This window comes from Corynebacterium sp. (assembly GCF_030532965.1).
Lineage (GTDB): Bacteria > Actinomycetota > Actinomycetes > Mycobacteriales > Mycobacteriaceae > Corynebacterium.
In genome coordinates this window covers 17535-41020 of the sequence record NZ_JAUNKC010000007.1, presented here as the reverse complement: position 1 = coordinate 41020, position 23486 = coordinate 17535, and the positions used below count along the sequence as shown (strand labels likewise).

General features: G+C 53.9%; 19 protein-coding genes. 17 read left to right on the top strand and 2 right to left on the bottom strand.

Translation table 11 applies throughout. The features are described 5' to 3' along the window. The first annotated feature begins 72 nt into the window (after window positions 1–72). From Q4D85_RS05025 to Q4D85_RS05015, 3 genes are all read left to right on the top strand, one after another. Window positions 73–1548: an oligosaccharide flippase family protein gene (locus Q4D85_RS05025; RefSeq protein ID WP_303198658.1), complete on the top strand. Its 1476-nt coding sequence runs from the start codon at window positions 73–75 to the stop codon at window positions 1546–1548. 214 nt (window positions 1549–1762) lie between these two features. Next, window positions 1763–5089, top strand: coding sequence for a fibrinogen-like YCDxxxxGGGW domain-containing protein (locus tag Q4D85_RS05020; RefSeq protein WP_303198655.1), 3327 nt, complete (start codon window positions 1763–1765; stop codon window positions 5087–5089). After that, window positions 5089–5799 carry a WecB/TagA/CpsF family glycosyltransferase gene (locus Q4D85_RS05015; RefSeq protein WP_303198653.1) on the top strand — a complete coding sequence of 237 codons (711 nt, stop codon included), beginning with the start codon at window positions 5089–5091 and terminating at the stop codon, window positions 5797–5799. The genes Q4D85_RS05020 and Q4D85_RS05015 overlap by 1 nt, the downstream gene beginning before the upstream one ends. Here Q4D85_RS05015 and Q4D85_RS05010 read toward each other — a convergent pair. After that, complete coding sequence (locus tag Q4D85_RS05010; RefSeq protein ID WP_303198652.1) at window positions 5796–7244, bottom strand: sugar transferase; 1449 nt, start codon at window positions 7242–7244, stop codon at window positions 5796–5798. The two genes, Q4D85_RS05015 and Q4D85_RS05010, sit on opposite strands and share 4 nt — an antisense overlap. Window positions 7245–8339: 1095 nt before the next feature. On the opposite strand from Q4D85_RS05010, the gene Q4D85_RS05005 reads away from it, so the two are divergent. The 14 genes from Q4D85_RS05005 to Q4D85_RS04940 all read left to right on the top strand — a co-directional run bounded on the left by Q4D85_RS05005 (window position 8340) and on the right by Q4D85_RS04940 (window position 22157). Beyond that, complete coding sequence (locus Q4D85_RS05005; protein WP_303198651.1) at window positions 8340–8474, top strand: hypothetical protein; 135 nt, start codon at window positions 8340–8342, stop codon at window positions 8472–8474. A 212-nt stretch (window positions 8475–8686) separates the two neighbouring features. Next, on the top strand, window positions 8687–9055 hold the full coding sequence (gene rplN / locus Q4D85_RS05000) for a 50S ribosomal protein L14 (protein WP_047261173.1): 369 nt from the start codon (window positions 8687–8689) through the stop codon (window positions 9053–9055). 3 nt (window positions 9056–9058) lie between these two features. Continuing rightward, window positions 9059–9373, top strand: a complete 315-nt coding sequence (rplX, locus tag Q4D85_RS04995; protein ID WP_303198649.1) for a 50S ribosomal protein L24 — start codon at window positions 9059–9061, stop codon at window positions 9371–9373. A gap of 2 nt (window positions 9374–9375) precedes the next feature. Further along, window positions 9376–9936 (top strand): 50S ribosomal protein L5, encoded by a 561-nt coding sequence (rplE, locus tag Q4D85_RS04990; protein ID WP_303198647.1) that lies wholly within the window; start codon window positions 9376–9378, stop codon window positions 9934–9936. A 154-nt stretch (window positions 9937–10090) separates the two neighbouring features. Then, window positions 10091–10591, top strand: coding sequence for a DUF4303 domain-containing protein (locus Q4D85_RS04985; protein ID WP_303198646.1), 501 nt, complete (start codon window positions 10091–10093; stop codon window positions 10589–10591). Between the two features lie 8 nt (window positions 10592–10599). Then, a complete protein-coding gene (locus Q4D85_RS04980; protein ID WP_303198644.1) occupies window positions 10600–11676 on the top strand; it encodes a pentapeptide repeat-containing protein in 1077 nt (358 codons plus the stop codon). Window positions 11677–11747: 71 nt separating this feature from the next. Next, window positions 11748–12944 (top strand): alpha/beta hydrolase family protein, encoded by a 1197-nt coding sequence (locus tag Q4D85_RS04975; protein ID WP_303198643.1) that lies wholly within the window; start codon window positions 11748–11750, stop codon window positions 12942–12944. A gap of 184 nt (window positions 12945–13128) precedes the next feature. Beyond that, on the top strand, window positions 13129–13350 hold the full coding sequence (locus Q4D85_RS04970) for a hypothetical protein (RefSeq protein WP_303198641.1): 222 nt from the start codon (window positions 13129–13131) through the stop codon (window positions 13348–13350). 46 nt (window positions 13351–13396) lie between these two features. Continuing rightward, window positions 13397–14866: a GH32 C-terminal domain-containing protein gene (locus Q4D85_RS04965; protein ID WP_303198639.1), complete on the top strand. Its 1470-nt coding sequence runs from the start codon at window positions 13397–13399 to the stop codon at window positions 14864–14866. A 121-nt stretch (window positions 14867–14987) separates the two neighbouring features. Next, window positions 14988–16991: a sucrose-specific PTS transporter subunit IIBC gene (locus tag Q4D85_RS04960; protein WP_303198637.1), complete on the top strand. Its 2004-nt coding sequence runs from the start codon at window positions 14988–14990 to the stop codon at window positions 16989–16991. Between the two features lie 137 nt (window positions 16992–17128). Next, complete coding sequence (locus tag Q4D85_RS04955) at window positions 17129–17764, top strand: hypothetical protein (protein WP_303198636.1); 636 nt, start codon at window positions 17129–17131, stop codon at window positions 17762–17764. A 363-nt stretch (window positions 17765–18127) separates the two neighbouring features. Then, window positions 18128–19981 carry an efflux RND transporter periplasmic adaptor subunit gene (locus Q4D85_RS04950; RefSeq protein ID WP_303198635.1) on the top strand — a complete coding sequence of 618 codons (1854 nt, stop codon included), beginning with the start codon at window positions 18128–18130 and terminating at the stop codon, window positions 19979–19981. Window positions 19982–20148: 167 nt separating this feature from the next. After that, window positions 20149–20874, top strand: a complete 726-nt coding sequence (locus tag Q4D85_RS04945; RefSeq protein WP_303198770.1) for an ABC transporter ATP-binding protein — start codon at window positions 20149–20151, stop codon at window positions 20872–20874. Next, entirely contained in the window at window positions 20871–22157 is a 1287-nt protein-coding gene (locus Q4D85_RS04940) for an ABC transporter permease (protein ID WP_303198634.1), read from the top strand. The genes Q4D85_RS04945 and Q4D85_RS04940 overlap by 4 nt, the downstream gene beginning before the upstream one ends. A 59-nt stretch (window positions 22158–22216) precedes the next feature. On the opposite strand, the gene Q4D85_RS04935 is transcribed toward Q4D85_RS04940, so the two are convergent. Further along, window positions 22217–23419: a hypothetical protein gene (locus tag Q4D85_RS04935; protein ID WP_303198632.1), complete on the bottom strand. Its 1203-nt coding sequence runs from the start codon at window positions 23417–23419 to the stop codon at window positions 22217–22219. Window positions 23420–23486 lie beyond the last annotated feature (67 nt).

The window sequence follows — 23486 nt, the reverse complement described above, 5'->3', positions numbered from 1 at the left end:
AGCACATGTTAACACCGACCATTGTTTGTTTTTATATTCACCACATGAAATCGGGTAGAGATGAAAGATAATATGACTCAGCGCCGCGACTTGGCACGTGGCGGAATGATTAGTTTCTTAGGTTCCGCGACGAGCGCGTTACTGGGCTTTGTCCTGACAATCGTATTTTCCCGACTGATGGGCGCCCACGGGGCGGGGGTGATTTTTCAGGCCACGGGTGTGTTTGCCATGGTGTTGGCGTTTGCAAAGCTCGGGCTTGATTCCACCGCGATTTATCTATTACCTCGCCTAAAACTGGATTCCCCGGATAAGATCCGATCCACGATTACCGCTTTTGTGCTGGCAGCGCTTGCGGCAAGCGTTGTTTTAGTGGGAGTGCTGGAGGCGATCGCACCGTTAATCTGGGACGATACCGTCTCCGATACCATTAGGGTTCTTATGGTTTTTGTGCCAGTGGGCGCGTTGTTCCTCATAGCGTCAGCCGTTTTACGTGCGCTGGGTTCGGTGACGGAATACGTTTTGGTGTCTAACGTCGCTCTGCCCGCGCTGCGGCCGCCGCTGGTGGCCGTGGCTGCTGTGGCTACCGGTTCGATCGTGGTGGTGGCGGTCGCGTGGGCGCTGCCGTTGGCATTATTGGTGCTGGTTGCAGGAGTTTTGGTGTCGCGCCATATACATCGCCTTGAGGAGGGGACTCGCGGCGTGGTGCTGCCGAGCCGCGACCAGTGGCGAACGATCGCGGGTTTTGCGGCACCACGTACCCTGTCGGCAGGGTTGGAACAGGCGTTGATCTGGGTGGATGTGCTGCTGGTGGGGTGGCTGGTCAGCGACGAGGCGGCGGGTGTTTATGGCGGCGCGGCGCGGTTTATTCAGGCCGGTTTGGTGGTGGACGCTGCGCTGCGCGTGGTGGTGTCGCCGAAATTCTCGTCGTTGCTGCATCAAGCTAAAACCGAGCAGGTGCGGGATCTGTATGTGACGGCCACGATGTGGCTGGTACTGATTGCGTCGCCCGCATACGTGCTCCTGGCTGTGTTCTCGCCGGTATTTTTGGCGCTGTTAGGGCCCGAGTTTGTCTCGGGTGCTGCGGTTTTAAGCATCCTCGCGGTCGGAATGATGTTGACGTTTATGGCTGGGAATATTCATTCGCTTCTAATTATGAGCGGCCGCAGCGGTTGGGCTGCGGTAAACAAAGCGTTGGTTTTAGCGATTAATATTGTCGGTAACCTGCTGGTATTGCCGCATTACGGCATTGTTGGCGCGGCCGCCGTGTGGGCGTTGAGTATGCTTGTCGACGCCCTCCTCGCCGCGATCGAGGTGCGAGTGTTTTTGAATATTCGGGCGGAACTGACTGAAATCGTGATCCCGTTAGGTATTGTGGGGGTCACATTTGGAATTCCGGCGGCGATCGCGGTCGCGGTTGCGGGGCAGACTGCTCTTGCATTTTTGGCTACTGTTGTTGTCGGTGGAATTGCATGGTTAGCAGCGTGTCGGGTATGGCGTAGTGCGGTGCATGTTGATGGGCTGGTGGAGATGTTGCGGTCGCGTCGATAAGCAAAAACAGTGCTACATCAAACTTTTTACTACCCCCGGCGTAGCATGGGTGCTTCTGGCATTTTCATGCGGAATTGGTCCAAAAGATCGACGCGAGGGGGCAAGTAGAAAATCGGCGTTTTTTGGAACTTCGTTTTTAAAACTACGCCTGTGTAATGATGAAGTTCCTGACTAAAAATTTTAAGTCTTAAATAAGCATTTTAAGGTGTTTTACGTGCTTCGGAATCGCGGCCTGTTGGCCTTGTTATTTAGCGTCTTGTGTCTGTTCCCCGGAACCTTGGCTGTCGCCGCAGAACCTGTCGGTGTTCGGGATGGTCGAACCGAAGCTACGGCTGCCGGTTCGTGTTGGGAGATTAAACAGCGGTTCCCCCAAAGCCGCACCGGTACGTACTGGCTGCTAACGCCACAGATGCGCGCACCCCAGCAATTTTTCTGCGATCAGGAGATGAGTGGTGGCGGCTGGGTTCTCATCGGTCGGGGTCGTGAAGGCTGGGACCGGTACCCAGACGGAAAGGGCAACCCAAGTGCGTTGCATAGCCGCAACCGCAGCACGGAAGATTTTGCTACCGTGCAATTGTCTACCGCGACGATTAACGGCTTGCTTGGCGGAACCCCGGTCAATTCGCTTACCGACGGCATGCGGGTCGTGCGCGCAACCAATCAACGCGGTACCGATTGGCAAACCGTCGATATGCGGCCGACCAAAATGCGGGAGTGGACGTGGGCGCTTGCATCTGACGACATCGCCACTTACCGGTTTAATGAGTCCTTCTGGCAAACAAGCGGTGCCATGTCCAACCAGTTCGGTCACGATTCCGCCTGGTATGCGATGGATCTAGCCATGTCCCATACCCGCAAGTATCACATGGGTTTCGGCTACGGCAGGTCGGCAGCGGGTGGTAACGAATCGCCTTCAAGCTACCTGTGGAGCACCAATGGGCTAGCGCCACTGCCATACGCCGAACTCTACATTCGCCCGGAAATCTCCTCTAACAACTTTGAGCAGATTCCGGACAGCGGAACCCCGGCGATAGTGGATCGTGCGTTGGCAGCTAACTTCGCCGCCCGCACCACCTGGGGTGTGACGGGAAACCTGAACGGCCGCAAAGCCGAGGGGAACTCACCGGTTCAAGCATTCGCCGAAATCGGCGACACGGTCTACGTGGGTGGAAATTTCACCCATGCGGAGCAACGGTCCACCGGCACCAAGGTGCCTCGTACTGCGGTGGCCGCTTTCGATAAAACCACCGGCGATCTTCGCGAATCGTTTAGCCTTACGCTTGATAACCAAGTGAAATCACTAGCTGCATTACCCGATGGTCGGCTCCTGATCGGCGGTGATTTCAAAACCGCCAACGGCGAACGCCACGTCGGAACGGTTGCAGTCGATCCAAATACCGGCGCTATCGACCCCAACTGGACACTCCAGGTTTCCAGCCGCCTGTCCTCCGGCATCGTCAGCGTGACATCCTTGTCCGTTTCTGGCGACTTCGTCTACATCGGCGGCAACTTCACGCACCTATCGTCCAACCGGGTAAACAACGTATACGCCCGCGCCGCTGGCCGGGTCCGGCTTGATGGAAACCCGGACCGATCCTGGAACCCCGAATTCAACGGCACGGTCGTCGACATCGATACCTCACCTGCTGGGGATAGGTTCTATGCCGCAGGCTACTTCACAAAATCCAGCGGCACCCATGCCTCAAATGCAGCCATCATCTCCACCGAGGCGGGAGCACCCGTCGTGCCTGGTTTCGAATTCGTGGGCAGTACCCCAAGCCGTAAGAATTACCAGCAAGCTATCGACGATTCCGGCGAATTGCTTTTCGTCGGTGGTTCCGAACACAACCTATTCGGCTACGATCGCCACAACCTCAATCGGGTGTCTGGTTCCATTACCAAGAACATCGGCGGCGATTTGCAGGCGATCGCAACAAACGGCGACATCGTCTACGCAGGCTGCCACTGCTCGGATAGCGTGTACGAAAACTCGTATACATGGCCAGCACTGAATCGGGAATGGACCAAAGTAGACAACATCCAATGGGTCGGTGCCTGGGATGCGAAAACTGGCGCGCAATTAGGGCAATTCTCCCCGTACATGTTGCGCTCGAATAATGCTGGTGCATGGAGCCTATTCCTCGCCTCAGACGGTGCCTTGTGGGTCGGTGGCGATTTCGTCGGCTCGCGCACCTCACCGAATGCCGCCCAGTGGAATGGCGGTTGGGTGCGGTATCCTGCCCGCGACGCGGTTGCACCAGAAACCCCAAGCTCATTGCGGGCAGGTGCGACCACCGACACGTCCGTCGACTTGCGGTGGGAAACGGTCGCCGACGCAGTTTCCTACGACATCCTGCGCGATGACCGGGTTATAGCTACCGCTACGACCCCAAGCGTCACCGTGCCCCGCGGCGGCGATGACCGGTACTTTGTTCGTGCTGTCGACGCAGCTGGTAATCGCTCTGCATCGACTCCAGTCTTTACCCCCGGTGAAGGCGGAGCATCTCCTTTCCTCATCGATCAAGGAGCCACCTGGTCTTACCTCTATGACCAGCCGGAACCAACGGCAAACTGGAATCGACCAGAGTTCGACCGCACAGAATGGGCAACCGGAACGGCACCTATCGGCTATGGTGGCAACAATCTGGCCACCACGATCACACCACCACGGGGTTCAAGTCGACCCATTACCACGAAGTTTGCACACGATTTCACCGTGACCGATCCGAAGTCGTTTACCGAGGCAGTTCTTGAATACGTCGCGGACGACGGTGCGGTGGTCTACGTCAACGGTACCGAGGTTAGCCGCACGCGCATGCCGGATGGACGCATCAGCCCAGACACTCGTGCAACCCAGGCGATATCCGCCACCGCGGCGGCCGCAGAGCGGACTCAAGTGGCGATACCTTCTTCGCTTCTGGTTCCGGGTACAAACACGGTGTCGGTGGAAACCCACCTGAATTACCGGTCCAGCTCCTCACTAACATTTGATGCGATGCTGCGGATCACGAATGCCAACCCGGCGCCTGAGCAACCGCCTGCTCCACAAAATGATGTCGTGATCGCTGAAAGAACAGAATGGCGGTATTGGTACGATCTTGCCGAACCGCAAACCGACGGTGATTTAGCGGATTGGCAGACGGGTGTCACCCCGATTGGTTGGGGCGATCCACATGCGGCCACGCCATTGGATGTACCAGTGGCACAGCGCGCCCGGACAGCCTATTTCGCCCGTGATCTGGAATTATCCGAAGTGGAAAGGAAAACCCTCAAGCTCTCGGTTCGCGCTGACGATGGAGTCGTGGTGAAGATCAATGGCGTTGAAGTCGGCCGGAAGCGGGTAGGCGATGGGGCAGTAGGCCACAATTCCTACGCCGATAAATCAGTCAATCTCACCACCGCAATTGCAGATCCGTTAGAGATCACTGTTCCGGCTGATGTGTTGCGAAACGGCCAGAATCGAATAGTGGTGGAGACCCATCTTAACTACCGTTCAACACCCACGATGAGCTTTGAAATGTCTGCTACGCTAGTCTCATAATGACTCACGATCCTGCCGTCGAAAAGCTCGCACACGCAATGGTTAAGCCAGGTACTGTGGTTACCTGGCTTAACCATTGGTCTATTCAACACGCACATTGGGATTCGCTCGCCGAAACCACCTCCATTGGCTTCGACGGCACGTTGTTGCAAATTGTGCTCAATAGGAATGGGTATTCGCTCGGGCGGACATCCGCCGATCTGGTTTTACCAGTGTTGTTTAATGAAGTCTTAGCGCCCGGCAAAACCATTGTTTTCATCGGTGCCGCGCCAGGGGTGGCCGCAACCGCCGCGCAGCGCATTTCTCGGCACACCGTTCACGCGTTCAATGGCTTCGATGATCTGGCAGAAATACGAAAGAACCCGGCTCACATCGGTGTCACTGCACCGGATGTTATTGTTTTAGGCCTCGGCGTGCTGCTTCAAGATGACGTTGCCGTTGAGCTGCATCAGGCGTTCCCTGAGGCAATTATTTGCACGGCTGGCGGCTGGATCGACCAGTTGGCGAAGAACGAACAGTACTTTCCGCACTGGGTTCATCGGTTGCGGTTGGGGTGGGCCTGGCGGATTGCGCACGAGCCCCGTCGCTTGCTCCGCCGATACACGATTGACGCGGTGGCGTTTGTGATTCGCCACCGCCGGTATCTAACAAAACTAGACCAGTTGAATCGGATTGCTACACCGTATTCATTGGATAAGAAGGAATTCTAGTACGCGCCTTCTTTAGACAATACTGCCTTGAAGGTGCGTGCCAGGATGGAAAAATCCAAGGCTGCGCTGCAGTTTTCGACGTAATATAGGTCTAATTTCACCGATTCTTCCCATGACAGGTTTGATCGGCCCATTGTTTGCCACAGTCCAGTAATTCCCGGCTTCACCAGGAACTTCCGCAATACGTGAGGCTCGAACTGAGCAACTTCCCGCGGCAATGGCGGACGAGGGCCAATGAGGGTCATATCACCCAGCAATACATTGAATAGCTGCGGCAATTCATCCAAACTATATCGACGCAGGAACCGGCCCGGTGCCGTAATGCGGGGGTCGTTCTTCAATTTGAACAACACTTCGTTACCGGCATCGTGAGAATGGGCAAGTGCTGCCAACTGCGATTCGGCATCGGTTTTCATTGTCCGGAACTTGATCATTTCGAATGGCTGGCGATTATGCCCGACCCTCGTTTGGAGGAAGAAAATCGGGCCACCATCATCCATCTTGATTATTATCGCTATTGCGGCCAGAACCGGGGATAAGAGCAAAATACCAAGAGACGCCGCGACGATGTCGAATAACCGTTTCGCGGAGAAATAGAGGCCGGTATATCGACTAGTTTTAATTTCGAGCAATGCAGTTTCGACGCCCGAACGCACACTCATCCGCCCGGTGGCGACGCCATTGACAGGAAGAATAAAGATGAGGCGAATGTTCGAGCCTTCTAGCGCCCACTTGAGCCGCTGGGTTTGTTGGGCATCGAGACCACACAACATCGAAACCAATAACGTGTCGGCTTTGTGCCGTGCCAATTCGGTTAAAACGTAATTCTCAAACGATGTCGAGTTATATGCGTGGTTAATATCAATCCAACTGGCGAGGTTAAGGCCATATTTCTGAGCGGTTTGTAGGTACGCCAGCTCGCATTCAGTTGTCGGGCTGGCGGATAAGACAACCGCATTCCGGGTGCGTTGCTTTGTTGTGGGCAGCCCGGCCCCAATCTGTTGGATTACCATTCGGGAACAAATGAGTAGGAGCAAGCCACTTGGCATGGTGGCAAAAAACAGCCATTGCGGCAACGAATCGAAATAAATCGTGTCAGCGATAGCAAACAGGCCAAAAGTTAATAACGTAGCTGAAGCAATCTTTTGTACCGGTATAGACCGGTTACCAACAGCACTTGAAGAATGAGCACCGGACAGGGTCAGCAGAATCATCCAGGTTGTACACAATGTAACTGCGGCTACCGCGAATGAAAGCGTGGCTTCTTCAGCTTTCGAGAAGCCCTGAACGTAGAGGCTAACGCACAATGGAACGATAATCGTCATTGTAATCACGGCTAAATCGCTGAATACCAGGATAAAAGCCGACGATGAGCGTTGCTTTCTCCGGGCAGTGGTGTGGAACCACCGTCCGGTCACATCGTCCAAAGAGAAATATGTGGACACTACGGGAACTTTCTTCGTTTTTTGGGGCGACTTTTTAAGTCGCTAAAGCCTTTAGGACAACTTTTACCCCGTAATTTGAATAAAATCAAAGATTATTAATTTCTAATAGATTCTTAGTTAATAAAAGCGGTATTGCAGCAGGTAAAGCACACTTTCTGCAATTTTCTAAAACCTTTTTAACTGCGGTTTTCGCCACCGAAATATATAAGTCACGAAACGATAAATTACTTAGAAATCTCTAAGCGGTTAATTGCGTAAGAAATTTACAAACATGCTGCACGTTAATTTGTAAGCAATCGGTAAATGGGGGCGGGTAGCGGGGGTGTGACCATAGGGCGCGATGGGTATTTTCGCATGTTAAGTGGGCTGCAATATCGACTGAGTAATTTCCTATTCAAACGATTGCTATTTATAAAAATTCCGGTTTAGTGGTTAAGGCTATTAATTATCTTGCGAAAAACTAAGCCATTCGCACGAGATTTAAGGCTAGACTTATAACAAAGTTGCAAATGCGCTATATAAATAAGAAACTATCGGATGTGAAGCATGGATGCCGGTTTGGTTGCGTGTGTCAAGTCTCCGATAAATTCCTTTTGAAAAGGGCTTTTTTCTCTGGCTGTCATCCATTAGGAACGTCTGATGTGTTGGCGTTTTGCGTGTGAATTACTTTCGATTTTTTAGGTTTTACCTAAAAACTTGCCCACGATTAAAGAGATTCTGCAGCTCAGTGGAGGTCAGACAAGTGCGAAAATAGGGGCATCTTCGACTCGTGAAAATTGATTTTCTTTGATTATATTTAGTTATCCTACGATTTTCGTGAGTATTGCGAAGTTGGGACGCGGGGAAATAGGCGGGAACGTAGACGTCGATCGCTGGAATTGAGCTTATTGCAGCGGATACGGTGGCCGATAGGATTTGGTTGTAGCTATTTTTAGATTAATTGGGGGCAATTAATAGATGGTGTGCTTTCGGTGCTTTCGGGGTGGCAATTGGCTGAGCGCCCGAAAGGTTCGGGGTGTAGTTGGACAGATGGCGCCGAAGGGCTCTGTTAGTTTTCGGGGTGAGAACGTCAGGTACATCAGGGGTGTGTGAGTCGTGGAGGATGGACATCAGTGGCGGCAACATGTTTTACATATGGTCAAGGTGCTGGTGACGCGGTCCGATGGGATTGTGGCCGGGGTGGTGTCGAAAAGCAATGGCTGCCCGCTCAAGGGGTTTGCGCGCGGCTAGCAAATTATGGTTTAATTTTCGGGTTGCCTTTCATAGGTCGCATTTGGGCTGCTGTTTCCGGAGCTGCTTGAGTGCGAAACCCCTCGACCTTAGCAATATAAGGTTCGTTGTTCAGCCTAACCGGCGCGAATATGGAAAGCAGCATGTACATAGACCGCGTGTGTCAGTTCGGAAATCTGCCACACATAATATTTAGGTCAAGGAGACCCATAGTGATTCAGCAAGAATCGCGTCTGAAGGTCGCCGACAACACCGGTGCACGGGAAATCCTATGCATCCGCGTTCTTGGTGGCTCCACTCGACGTTTTGCTGGCATTGGCGACGTGATTGTCGCGACTGTCAAGGAAGCAACCCCAGGTGGCAACGTCAAGGCAGGCGAAATCGTCAAGGCCGTCGTTGTACGCGCAAAGAAGGAAACCCGTCGTCCGGACGGCTCCTACATTCGTTTCGATGAAAACGCAGCCGTCATCATCAAGAATGACAACGAGCCACGCGGCACCCGTATCTTCGGCCCAGTTGCTCGTGAACTGCGTGACAAGAAGTTCATGAAGATCGTTTCTCTCGCTCCGGAGGTGATCTAACTTATGAAGATCCATAAGGGCGACATGGTTGTCGTAATCTCCGGCCCAGACAAGGGCGCTCAGGGCAAAGTCATCCAGGCTTTCCCAAAGACCAACAAGGTTTTGGTCGAAGGTGTTAACCGCATCAAGAAGCACGTTGCTAACTCCGCTCCGGAGCGTGGCGCTTCTTCCGGTGGCATCGTGACCCAGGAAGCACCAATCCACGTTTCCAACGTGATGGTTCTGGATTCCGACGGCAAGCCAACCCGCGTTGGTTACCGGTTTGATGAGAACGGCAAGAAGGTCCGTATCTCCCGTCGCAATGGGAAGGACATCTAAACATGAGCGAGAACTACACTCCACGGTTAAAGACTCGCTACCGCGAGGAAATCCGCACCAAGCTCAACGAAGAATTCTCCTACGACAACGTTATGGAAATCCCTGGCGTTGTGAAGGTCGTTGTAAACATGGGTGTGGGCGACGCTGCACGTGACTCCAAGCTCATCAACGGTGCACTGGAAGACCTCACCGCAATCACTGGTCAGAAGCCAGAACTGCGTCGCGCTAAGAAGTCGATCGCTAACTTCAAGCTGCGTGAAGGTATGCCAATTGGTGCCCGCGTTACCCTGCGTGGCGACCGCATGTGGGAGTTCCTGGACCGTTTGCTGACCGTCGCGCTGCCACGTATTCGTGACTTCCGCGGCCTTTCTGACCAGCAGTTCGACGGCCACGGTAACTACACCTTCGGCCTGACCGAGCAGACCATGTTCTACGAAATCGACGTTGACAAGGTTGACCGCCCACGCGGTATGGACATCACTGTTGTGACTTCCGCAACCAACAACGACGAAGGCCGTGCGCTTCTGCGCGAACTCGGCTTCCCGTTCAAGAAGAACGACTAAGCTTTAGCTTTTCGACGAACCCCCGTTGCACGCCCTCACCGGCGGCGGCGGGGGTTCTTGATTTTGCGTTGAATCTTGGTGGTGCTTAGCCACAACGCCGATAGCACATTTGACCAGCGGCGAAGCTGAATGCACGTTGTTACAATGTGGTGCTATGAGTGCAACTGGTATTGTGGCGGACCCGGAGCTGACGGCGGCAATTGCGGAAGCGACGCGGTGCGCGGTTACCACTTTGCATGAAGCACATGGTTCGGATTTTTGCCAATACAGTTTGTGTACCACGGGTGAGGCGTTGCGGCCGTATTTATCGGCGACGAAGCCCGGGATGGATTGGTGGGATCTATTTGATGGCCCCTTTGCGTTGTGGGGTGAGGAATACATGTCAAAGTTGCACGACGTTTTTGATGCGCGTTGCAATCCACATCGTCTGGACACGGACTATGACGCATATTGTGATGCGCGGTACCGTTCGATGGAGGAAGCGCTGAAGCAACTTGATAGTGAGGGGCTTTTTGGTATCGGTGAGAAGCGGAAGAAGACGCTTATCGGAGTGTTGGTTGTGCCGCCGGACGCCACAAATACCGAGCGGATGATTCGGCTTAATCCACCAGGTGAATTATTGGATCGTTGGCTTGATGAATGCGATGAGTCTTAGGAAGTGATTTGTTGTTTGGTAAGTGGGGGCGTCGCCGAAACGAAGACAACGTCACGGACAATTCCCGGTTGCGGGCACGATTTGTTGCGGCGGTGGAACGGCTTAATTCGGCTACATTATGGGAGCAAATAGCGGCGGTGCATGCGCTATCGGCGCTTGCCGACGACTTCCCGGAGCTTTATCAACAACGAGTCGTTAATGTCCTCTGTGGCTATCTGCGCGGTGAAACGCAGGATCGCAGTACCCAAGAAATCCAATCGGCGATCGTTACGGAAATAGCCGATCATCTGCGAGACAACAGGCCACCCAGTACCCGGTGGTGTGGGGCGGAATTTGATTTTCGGGGTACGCATTTTTTCTGTGACGTGGATTTTCGGGAAGTGCGCTTTGATGTACGAGCGGATTTTAGAGGGGCAAGCTTTAGCGGCAATACGTTATTCGTCGGTGCGGAACTGTGCCATTGCGCGCGCTTTGATTCGGCGGTGTTTAGCGAGGACGCGATGTTCGCAGGTGCGATTTTCGGCGACGATGTGAGTTTCGATTCGGCGGTTTTTGGCCCCGGGGCGGATTTCTCTAAGGCAGCTTTTGGCCGTGGCGCTTCGTTTACCGATGCGATTTTCGGGGTTGATTCTTGGTTCTACGGGGCCAGATTTGGTGAGGGAGCTGATTTTTCCAAGGCGCGGTTTGGAGATAATGCCTGTTTCGACCAAACGGTTTTCGGAAGCGTAACTAGGTGGGGCGGCGCGGAATTCAGCGATTTTGTGTCATTCGAGCAAAGTGTCTTTGGTGACGGAGCTGATTTCAACGAGGCGGTCTTTGGCTACAACGTGTCGTTTGCGCGCGCCGAGTTTGGGCCTGGTGCCGAGTTTGAATCTGTGCAATTCGGTGAGAGTGCGTGGTTTATTTCTGTAGTTTTTCATGGTTCGGTAAGCTTTTCTGGGGCATTGTTCGATCGAGGAGCCGACTTTAGTTTCTACGATGATGCTGACCAACCACATCCGCCTAAATTTGCGGAACTCCCGGTAGTTGCGGGTATTTTATGCCAGCCGGGGGATTGGCCGTCTGGCCTTCCGGAGAGTGTGTAACGATTGTTGCCGTTTCAACGATGAAGGGTGTGGCTTAAATAAGTTAAGAATTTCTAAGAAAGTTTTCATAGATGCGTCTCTTTTCATCTTTCGTGGCCGCCGTGTCGATAGGGGCGGCCATGTGTGCGGTTCCAGCAACTGCCCAATCGTCGTTTCCGGAGATTCCCGAACAGGCGTTGGTGAGCTCCGGTTCCACCGAATCGATTTTCCACAATCTGGTTACCGCCATCGCTAACTCGCCAGGTTCGACCCCTCACCGCCTAGAAGACGCATTGAAGAAGGCTCAGCGATTGGGGGTTACCGATTCGGAGGCTCTGAAAGGGCTGACTAGTTCCGACGGTGAATACCCCTTGGCGACTGACCCCAAGATTGACAAGCTTGAGTTGCTGCGCCGCGTCGATGAACCTGGCCTGCGGATTCAGCGGTGGTATGTCGCCTCACCTGCCATGCAGCGGGTGGTGGAAGTTCAGGTAATGCTGCAAAAAGACCCAAGCACCCCGGCACCGATGCTGTATTTGCTGGACGGTATCAGTGCCCCGTCTTATCCGGGTTGGTTGCGGGAAGGCAAATTGATCGAGACGATGGCGGATGAGAACGTCACCATCGCAATCCCTACCCAGGCAAGCGCGTCGCTTTATGCGGATTGGGTGAACGACGATCCGGCTTTGGGGCGGAATAAATGGGAAACCTTGATTACCAAGGAATTGCCACAGATCCTCGAATCCGGTCAGGACGGGGTGAATTTTAACGGCAAGCGGGCGATTGGCGGTTTGTCGATGGGTGGTGGTTCCGCAGTGCGCATCGCGGCGAAGAACCCCCAGGTCTTTGATGCAACGATGGGCATGTCCGGCTGCTATTCCACCGTGGATCCGATCGGGCGCGCGATTAGCAAGATCATGGTGCAGGGCCGTGGCGGCAACCCGACAAACATGTGGGGTCCGGAAACTAGCCCGGAGTGGGCGAAGAATGACGTGACCCTTAACCCGGAAGGTCTGCGCAATATGGCGGTGTATCTGTTTACCGCCGATGGGCATATTACTGAGGGCGATAAGCAGCTGCACAAGGGACGTCCGTTTTTTGAATTACCAGCCGCTGCGGTGCTGGAACAAGGCACTTTCCGCTGCACCCAAAAGCTGGAGCAGGCGATGAAAGACGCCGGAATGACGCACCAAACCGTCGTGTACCAGAACGGTGGCGTGCACAACTGGTTGCTGTTCGCGCAGCAATTGGGCCCAGCCTGGGCATCGGTGAAGTCAGCGCTGTACTAGGACGCTTTTCGACGCGACCTAGGTGGCGTCGAAAAGCGGGGGAATGCTTCGGGCGCGATAGTGCTTTACTAAAATTTTCTGTAAACGTACAGGCAATTGCCAGCTTCAGTGCAACCAAATTCCAGGGACGGCACCTACCTTTCGGTGTTGATAGGTACACAAAGCCAAGCCGGAGGAATTTTCAATGTCTGTTCTCACTATCGCTGCACCTAGCACAGCAACCACCGACATTTACAACACTCAGGATTTCAACACTACCGACGTGTACGTGCTCGCCGATCCCACCCCATACGACAATCGAGGCGGCTATTACGTCCCGCAACGGGCACGCGCCACGGTTGGCCGAGGCCTGGACACACTTCGCTCCTTTGCGCGCAGCATCAGTTTCAAGGGGGATGTGGCATAAATTATTGCCACGGTTAGGTTGAAAAATAACCGCTACTATGGCGGTTATGAGCACTGCAGATAGTAGCCGACCCCAGTTCCACATCACACCGCCGCAAGGTCGGCTCAATGACCCCAATGGGGTTTTCCTTGATCCACAGGATCGCAACATCATTCATGTGTTTTACCAACACGACCCGGGGTTTCCCCATGCGCCGAAGCGCACCGGCTGGGCGCATACCGCCGCGGCACTGAGTGGTCCGGATGCCCTGCGTTGGCGCCACTTTCCCGATGCCCTATATCCCGATGCGGAATATGACAGCCACGGTTGCTATTCCGGGGGAGCCGTCACGGATGCCGCCGGGGACGTGAAGCTTTTTTACACCGGCAACCGGAAAACGATTGATCCATCTTCCGGTGAACAGATCCGCCACGCCACGCAGAACATGGTTCATGCCGATGCTGTTTCCGATGACTATATGGGCGGGGTGTACCGAAAAGACGTAGCTAACCCACTCATTCCAGCACCACATGCGGGCTATACCGCGCACTACCGTGACCCGATGATCACCGTTGATCCGGAAACCGAATCCGGGTGGCGGATGGTTCTAGGGGCACAGCGCGACGACGAAACTGGCGCGGTCGTACTTTATCGAAGCACCGATCTTTACCAGTGGGAATGGGGCGGAGAGCTGCAATTCGACACGGCCACGGCAATTCCCGGCAGGGCACCCGACCTGGTGCCGGGTGGTTACATGTGGGAGTGTCCAAATTTGATTGCCATGCGCGATCAGGTAACCGGTGAAATCCTCGATCTTTTAATAGTGTGTCCGCAGGGGCTGGCGGCGACTACTGATTCGGCAGGAACCACTCATTACGCCAATAGCGATCAGTGCGGGTATCTTGTGGGCAGCGTGGCTGGAACAACCATGAAGATTCATTCTGGCTTTAGTGAATTGGATAATGGCCACCATTTTTATGCGCCGCAGATTATTGGGGAGACTTTTGCCGATGACCGGCACGTTGTGGCCGATAACGCCATTCTTATTGGCTGGTTGGGGTTGCCGGGCCAAGACGACATGCCAAGCTTAGACAGTGAGGGGTGGGTGCACTGTTTGAGCACGCCACGTCGGTTATCGATCCATGATGGCAAGCTTCGGCAGCAATTGATCCTGCCCACTGCGGATAACGCTGTGCCTGTGGAAAACCAACAGAATAAAAACATTCCAAAAGTCTCGGCGGGGAATGCCTGGTCGGCCCGGTTATGTCCGAACGGGCAGAATGTCACATGGACGCTGGTGGATTCAAACGGGGGTAGCGGGTTGGAAATTCGCGTGGAATCTGGCGAGTCGGCTGCAATTGCCATCACGGGTGACATAGGGCTCAGGAGATTGGCCATTAATGTCGATGAGCTGCTTGTTTATGTTGATGGCTGCGTGGTGGAGGTGGAAGTTAACGGCGGCGACGCCTGTTTTTCTACCGCCGTTTTCCCGCCAAATGGCGAGAGGTGGGTCACATTCCATAAAGAATGTGATTAAGTATTGTTTTTGGATTAAAAGCACTGTTTAATGGGAAATGAGGCTACATGCACTTCCCGAATGTGAGTTTCTGTGCTTTTGGGAAGTCTGATCGGAAATAACCAAAAATAGAGAGGCTCCAATGCAACACTCAGAAGTTGCCGCCCGGGTGCTACGCGCGGTCGGTGGGGAAGAAAATGTCGTTGCTGCGGCGCACTGTGCGACACGCTTGCGCATGGTGCTCCACGATTCCAAAAAAGTTGACCACAAAGCCCTGGATAATGACCCGGATTTGAAGGGGACCTTTGAAACCGGCGGCATGTTCCAAATCATCGTTGGTCCCGGCGACGTCAACGTCGTCTTTAGCGAACTTGATAAGCAGACCAGCAAGAACATCGCTGTCACTGCGGAGGAATTGAAGGACGTCGCGGCCCAAAGCGGCAGCGTTTTCACCCGCGCCATTAAGGTTCTGGCGGATATCTTCGTGCCGCTCATTCCTATCCTGGTTGGTGGCGGTCTCTTGATGGCCATCAATAATGTCCTTACCGCGGAAAAGCTCTTCGGGCCGGAGTCCTTAGTAGGTATGTATCCGCAGATCACGGGAATGGCGGAGATGATCAACCTCTTGGCCGCCGCACCATTCGCGTTCTTGCCCATCCTGGTTGGTTTTACCGCAACGAAACGATTCGGTGGCAATGAATACCTGGGCGCCGGTATCGGTATGGCGATGGTGTTCCCATCGCTGGTCAACGGTTACAACGTGGCGGAAACCATCGCTGCCGGTGAAATGCCAACCTGGGATCTCTTTGGTCTTTCTGTGGCTCAAGCCGGTTATCAGGGCACAGTGTTGCCGGTGTTGGCGGTGTCGTGGATTTTGGCCACCATAGAAAAGTTCTTGCACCGCACACTCAAGGGCACGGCGGACTTCCTGATTACGCCAGTCTTGACGTTGCTGATCACTGGTTTCCTAACGTTTATCGCGGTGGGACCAGCAATGCGCTGGCTTGGTGATTTACTGGCGGAGGGAATCCAAACCGTTTATGATTTCGGCGGTCCAATCGGTGGTTTCCTCTTCGGTTTGGTATATTCACCGATCGTCATCACTGGTCTCCACCAGGCATTCCCGCCGGTCGAGCTGCAACTTTTCGCCCAAGGCGGATCGTTTATCTTCGCCACCGCGTCGATGGCAAATATCGCCCAAGGCGCAGCCACCCTTGCGGTCTTCTTCTTGGCCCGAAACGAAAAACTCAAGGGTTTGGCTGGTGCATCGGGTATTTCTGCGGTCCTGGGTATTACGGAACCGGCTATCTTCGGTGTGAACTTGCGGCTGCGGTGGCCGTTCTATATCGGTATTTGTTCCGCAGCAATCGGCGGCGCACTAATCGCTCTGTTTAACGTGAAAGCTACGGCACTGGGGGCCGCTGGTTTTATCGGCGTGGTTTCAATCCGTGCGGAAGATATGCCGGTATTCATCGTCTTGTGCTTCGTGACATTCGCCATCGCGTTCATTTCTGCCTTTGCTTACGGTAGCTATCTCCGGAAGCGAAACGGCAGCATCGATCCCGATGACGTCGGTGCGGTCCCGGTTGCGGAGGAACATGATGCGGCCGCACCAGAAGACGGCGTGGCCGCACCGGCGCTGACACCGGCGGCCGATGCGCTTTCGATCCTCGCGCCGATGACGGGGACGGTACAACCTCTCGCTAAAGTTTCCGATCCGATGTTTGCGCAGGCAAAACTGGGGGAGGGGTTGGCGATTATTCCAACCGAAGGGCGGATTGTTGCCCCGGTAACCGGCAAGGTTGTGGTTGCGTTTCCGTCTGGGCATGCTTTCGCGATTCGTGCGAAGGGCACGGATGGGAAAAACGTAGAAGTGCTCATGCACATCGGTTTTGACACGGTGAATCTCAAGGGGCAATTCTTTAACCCTCGCGTTAAGCAGGGTGACGAGGTAACAGTAGGCGACGTGCTGGGCGAATTCGACATCGACGGGATCACGGCGGCTGGCTATGAGGTGACAACTCCGATTGTTATCTCTAATTCCAAACGCACCGGCCCGGTTATTCCGGCAACGGCTAGCGGCGCTATTGCCATCGGCGACAAGCTGCTCACTGTCGATCCCAAGGAGGTTGCGGTCCCGCAATAATCCAAAGTTCGTGAGCGCTACCTGGTCTGCTGTGTGATGATCACAGGGCCGGCCGGGTTCGTCATTATTGTGTGTGGCCAGCTGTTATGTGAGACAATGTCGGTGACTATTCTGCTCCTATCATCTTTTTTGAGTTTATGAACACGAACCCCCACCAACCGCCACTACATGCCCACGATGAATCGGCTGACTGGCTACTGCCCGACACGAAAAAAGTTGCGGCTACTGCTTATCGACGCACGGCGATTCCGATTGTCATCGTGTCGGTTATCGCCACGCTAGTGGTGGTTGCGGTTGGGGTGTTTGCGTATTCCGCGATGAATTCTTCGGAGACTTCAGCGCTGGCACCGACGTCGACAAGCGCGTCGGAAGCAGCGGTGACGGAAACAACCACGGTGACGGCGACGCACACCACCTCAGCTGCGGTTGAAGTCACCACCACTGTGACGACGGAGGCGGATGCTAAGGCGAGCGCACAGCAGGCGGGCAGCATTGCCTGTGATGGCCGCGGGGTGCTAATCGTGCATTCTGTTGTTGATTATGGACAGGATATAGCGGCCGAAACGCAATCAGCGCTGGCGAAGTATCCGGGTTCGCAGGTGCTATCGCCGGGTGCGTGTTCCTCGCTGCGGGCACAGGTTGACGGTCGGACGATTTGGCCAGTTGTTATCGATTATGGTTTTGACACTTACGCTTTGTGTGCCGCCGCCCGTCAATATGGCGGTAATCCACGCACGATGAATAGCACTACTGACTTCACAAATCCTTGTTAACCGGGGGTAGTATTATTTCACCCCATCCAATTGATGCTGTTTCGTTATAAAAGGGGTAGTGCTTCCAACTTAGGTATGACTCTGGCATTTTGGTGATTAGTTTGAGCTTGAAAGATTGATGACAGCCCAACTAGAGGTAATTTGGGTGTCATACCAGGGGTGGATTTCGAATTGGGTACTAAAGGATACAACCTTTCCGCGATGTCAAAATTAGTTGGTAATCACCCCATCACCTAGTGGTATTTTGGCAAGTAACCTTATCTTCAAAACCACTAACTTCAGCTACTGTATGGCCAAGAAGTTAAAGATAGCAGAAATGATGTGGGTGTCGTGCTCATATCTGCCGCAACTGAAAGGAACACGGTGAGCGAAAAGAAAGCCAGCAAAGGAAAAATCTTCGCGATTGTTGCCGCAGCCGTTGTAGGTATTGCCGCTATCGCGGGAGGGCTGACAATGTTCCTCACCGGAGACAGCGGCCAGCTTATAACCACAGCCGATTACCGCGTTCTTGACGTGCGCGACAATGCGCAGCGAGTATCCGTATCCGGCAACGTTGAGGCGCATAAAACCCTTACCCTTGCTACTCGCTTAACCGTTCCAGTTGCCGCCTTAGACGTTCGGGTGGGCGATCGCGTCAGCGCGGACCAGGTGGTGGCGCGGCTCGATGTGAGCGAACTGGAACAGGAATTACTGGATAAACAAGCCCAAGCGGCAGCCAATGACGCGACTGCCATCGGCCAAATTCAAAACGCGGAACGCAACTACAACCAGTACAAGGAATTGTTAGACTCCGGGCATAATCCAGAGATCAACAGCGCCCAAGCGGCACTGCGAAATGCAGAAGCGCAGTACGACCAGCTCAATCGCGATTTCGAATTTGAGCGGAACCTGCGGCTCCAAACCCGCGATCCGCAGATCACCGCCCAAGATTCCGCAGTGAAGGCGGCTCGGGAGCAGGCCTTTGGTGCCGCCGTCGATGCGGTGCGTGCCACCGTTAATATCGAATCCGCGCTTTTCGACGAAAACACGGAGCGCAATGCCCTAGCCCAAGATCAGGCGCAACTACAAGAACTACAAGAACAGCGCGCAAATGCCACCGGTGATGCCGCTCGATCCATCGACGCGATGATCGCCGAAACTCAGGCGAAGATCGCGACCCGGGAACAAAACCTCGCCCGGCACCCTCGCACCCAAGCCGATGCTGGTTTGAACGCCGCTGATAGCGCAAATCGCGCGGCAACCGCGGCCCGCACCCTGGAAGAAGCGCAACGTAACTACGAAGTGACGCTGGAACAGATCGACCACAAACTCGCCAATTCCCAGCGGGCAGTGGCCCAAGCCTTCGAAGCGAAGAAAGAAGCAGCAACCTCGTTAGAGACTGCGAACATGACGGCCAATCACCAATTAACGAACCACCGTGCCGCAATCGACGATGCAGTTCGGTCGGCCCGGGCAACCAAAGCATCAGCCGGGGTGGGCGACCGTAAGCTCACCATGGACATTGCATCAGCTGAGGTACGGGCCCCATTCAACGGATTGGTTACCCAAGTAATCGCCAAGCAAGGCAACCCGGCAGCCGGGTCCTTGCTGACAGTGGCTGACGATCAGCGGCTTATCATCCACGCCGAAGTGAAAGAAATCGACGTTGCCAAGATTGCGGTGGGGCAGACCGCCGAATTCACCACCCCAGGTACCGGGGACAAGAAATTCAAGGGCAAAGTAACCTTCGTGTCCCCAGCAGCGGCCAGCGAACCAGCAGTACCCGCCACAACTGGTGCGGCAGGTGCCGGAGCTGGTGCGGCCGCAGCGGGCGGCGGTGGCACAAGCAGCGGCAAGGTTGTATTCCCCGTAGAAATCGAAGTAACTGGGGACCGGGAGGGGCTTCGGCTTGGTTCCACCGCGAAGACCCGAATCATCGTGGAGGAAGCCTCCGATAAACTGGTCGTCCCGCAAACCGCTGTCTTCACCGATGGTAAAAAGCAGAAGATCCTGATTGTCGAAGACAAGGGCGGCTCCGCCGTCATCGCCGAGCGCGAGGTCACCCTCGGGAAGAAAACCGAATTCGACGTTGAACTGACCAGCACCAACGTGAAGAAGGGCACCAAAGTGCTCGTGGAGGCAGAGAAATATCGGGAACAGATCGGCAACACGGTGGACGTTCAAAAACCGCTTCCTAGTTCCAGCTCCCCAACCACGACCTCCACAAGCGCTGGCTAAAGGATCACTGGTGAAGCGATATGTCTGAAACACCATCGAAGGAAACTGATCCTGCTGTCCAGCCACCCAATGAGCCAGCACAAACGCCGGAACCAGTAGCGGTTTCCGAACGCCCGCCGCACCAAGAGCCGCCCGTTTTCGTTCCACGGGAAGACCTCTTGATCGAAATGCATGGAATTACCAAAACTTTCAATATTGGTAGCCCAAGCGAATTGACAGTCCTCCACGGCTGCGAATTTGACTTGGCTCATGGTGAATTCCTCTCCGTGGTGGGTACCTCAGGTTCCGGTAAATCTACGCTGATGAACATCATCGGGTTGCTTGATCGCCCAACCACCGGGCTGTATTACTTAGCTGGCGAAAACGTCCTACGGCTCACCGACGAACAATCCGCCCTCTACCGATCACAACACATCGGATTCGTCTTCCAGAACTTCAACCTGGTAGGCCGCATTTCAGCACGCAAAAACGTCGAAATGTCGATGATGTACGCCGGCGTCGGTCGTAAAGAACGCACTGAACGCGCCAACCACCTGCTCGAAATGGTGGGCATGATCGACCGCGCCGACCATTCACCCGCCGAACTCTCCGGCGGCCAGAAGCAGCGCGTCGCCATCGCACGGGCATTGGCAAACGAACCAGACCTCATTCTGGCCGACGAACCCACCGGTGCCCTCGATACCGCCACCGGCCGGATGGTCATGGATCTATTTCACACGTTGAACCAAGAGCACGGTGCTACCATCGCCCTGATTACCCACAACCCGGAACTGGCGGAGGAAACCTCCCGAATAGTCACGATGGTTGATGGAGTTATCACTGGGCCGCGGGCACCTCGGGGTCGCATTCGCGGCGAACTGAAAAGGACTTCTATTGGGGGCGGAAACCAATGAGCGTATATGAATCTCTCTCGCTAGCCCTTTCCAACCTTAAGGGCAATAAAATGCGATCCGCGCTCACCCTGTTGGGCGTCATCATTGGTATTGCCTCAGTGATCGTGATTTTAACTCTGGGTAGTGGTTTGAAATCAACGACTCAAGAGAGTTTGTCTTCAGTCGGTGGGACGGATTTAGGTGTGGAGATGCGGCCTAAACTCACCGAGGAAGAATTAGAACAATACGGCGGAGAAGAGTTTTATTACTTTTCAGGCCGATTAGACGATCCTGAATACGAAATCAACGGTGATGATATTGAACAACTTCAGAATCAATTTGGTTCCCAAATATCTCATATCGGATTAGGACAAGGTAATAGCTACCCGGGTGAGGTCTTTTACGAAGGAAAAACCACAAACGCCAGCCTGCAGTTCGTAAATGTTGACTTGCTTGCAATGCAGAATATTAAAGTTGAGGCGGGTCGGAGTATAACCGAGGAAGATATAGCTAATAACCGACCGGTTGCAATAATTCCCAAAAAACTTGTTGAATTGCTTTTCGACGGTAACGTTCAGGCCGCGTTAGGCTCTGAAATCAGTCATGAAAGTGAAGAAGGGATTACCTATTACACGGTAGTCGGTATTGAAAAAACGCAGGAATTAGGGCTGTTTGGCCTTGGTGGTAGCTCAAATTCCATTTATGTTCCACATACAGTTGAAGTCAGGCTAAGTGATCGTGCGGGTATGTGGCAGAACATTTCGGTTCGTGCCAATCCAGAAGCTGATACTGATCGCCTTATATCCGAACTTCAGGCGTACTTTGATAAAAAAGTTGAAGGCAACACGATGTATGAAGCGAAGGTTCGCGACAACCGTAGGAGCCTGGACGAGTTTAATAAAATCATCAACGTCATTAGCGTCGTAATCGCTGGCATCGGCGGGATTTCGCTTCTGGTTGGCGGCATCGGCGTTATGAATATCATGCTGATTACGGTGACCGAACGTACCCGGGAGATTGGCATCCGTAAGGCGCTTGGTGCAAACCGGGGCGACATCCGCCGCCAGTTCGTCATTGAGGCGATGGTGGTTTGTACCATTGGCGGAATAATCGGCGTGCTCTTAGGCGGGTCGCTTGGTTCATTGATCGGCTACTTCATGTTTAAAGGGGCCATTATTGCGCCACCTGTTTGGGGAGTCCTCATATCGCTGTGTTTCTGTCTTGCGATCGGACTATTCTTCGGCTGGTACCCGGCCAACCGCGCGGCGAAGCTCGATCCTATTGAGGCGCTGCGGTACGAATAAGCATAAGAAAAATCCTTGGTGTCGCAGAAGATTCTGCAACCCCAAGGATTTTTTGGTTCTTAGAACTTGATGTTCAGTGCTTTCATGAGCTGTGGTCCAAACTGGCTGAAACCAGCGATCACAGCAGCGATGACAGCGATGATGGCGGCTAACGATCCCCATACAGCGGCATGTGGGAATGATTTCTTATCATTAGATCCTGGTGGCTGCTCGGTGCTCGGTGCTGGAGTCGTTGTGGAAGTAGGGTCTTCAGGTTTCGGAGTAGGAGCAGTGGTGGTTGGTTCGTTCGGCTTTGGCGCGGGATTGGTATCTGGCGCTGGTGCCTGATCCGCATTGAAGTTGTATGAGTCGAGAACCTTGTCGCGGTTGGCCGTTCCGGAAGCGCTGATAGCGGTTGCGGCGGAGTTATCGGAAGGCGAAACCTTGGCAATGTCTAGGCTCTTGGCGACGTTTGACAATGGGTGCCCGCCGAAGTGCTTGCGTCGATCAGGCTGGATCTCATTGATCCGGTTGCATGTATCGTCATCACTGGTACCATATTCGCACTTGACGAAATCTTCTCCAACCCCCCAGTCTGTGACAGCGAAGGCATCGTATTCTTCGGTGACTTTACCAGCTTTAAGCACATTGACAACGGTACTCAATCGGTTTTCACCATCGGAGAAAATCTTCAGTCGGTTATTGTGTAGGCCGATCGTTTTGTCATCGGCACCCGCGGCGCGGGCGGCATCACGAGCTGCTTCTGTTTCATCGCCGCCACGCTTTAAAATCGCAAACGCTTTTTCGGTTTCTACCGCATCGAATCCGACCTTCGTCAGATCCAGGGAGCGGGCCTCGGCATCGCCTTCGTACTTCATGATAGAAAGTGACAAACGTGCTTTTGCCATATAGCAGTTGTCCTCAGAAAGCTGATGTATTACACCGATCCGAGCTGCTTCCTCAGGAGACTTACCTCGGTAGTTGGCATACTTTTCGTTGTAGGCTGCAGTGTGAAATAGATGCCGTATCTGACTCACGGCAAGGAAGCTTTTTACTTCACCCTCGTATTTTGCGCTGTCAGCTACTGGGCTATAGAAGTACTTGTGCGGCATTGCGTCTGTTGTTTGATAGTTATCATCACCGCCAGCTGGATCATGATGTCCGCCGGGGGCTTCTTGCGCGAGGGCAATGTCTGGGACAACAGTGGCGGAAACCACTGGTGCCGGGATGACGACTGCAGCTGCGATGAGCAACGGGAAGAAACGATTATTGTGTGGGTTCATGGTTGCTACCTCTGAAAAAGAATGTACTGTGGCTTGGCAAATTAGCCACAGCACAAAGTGAACTAGG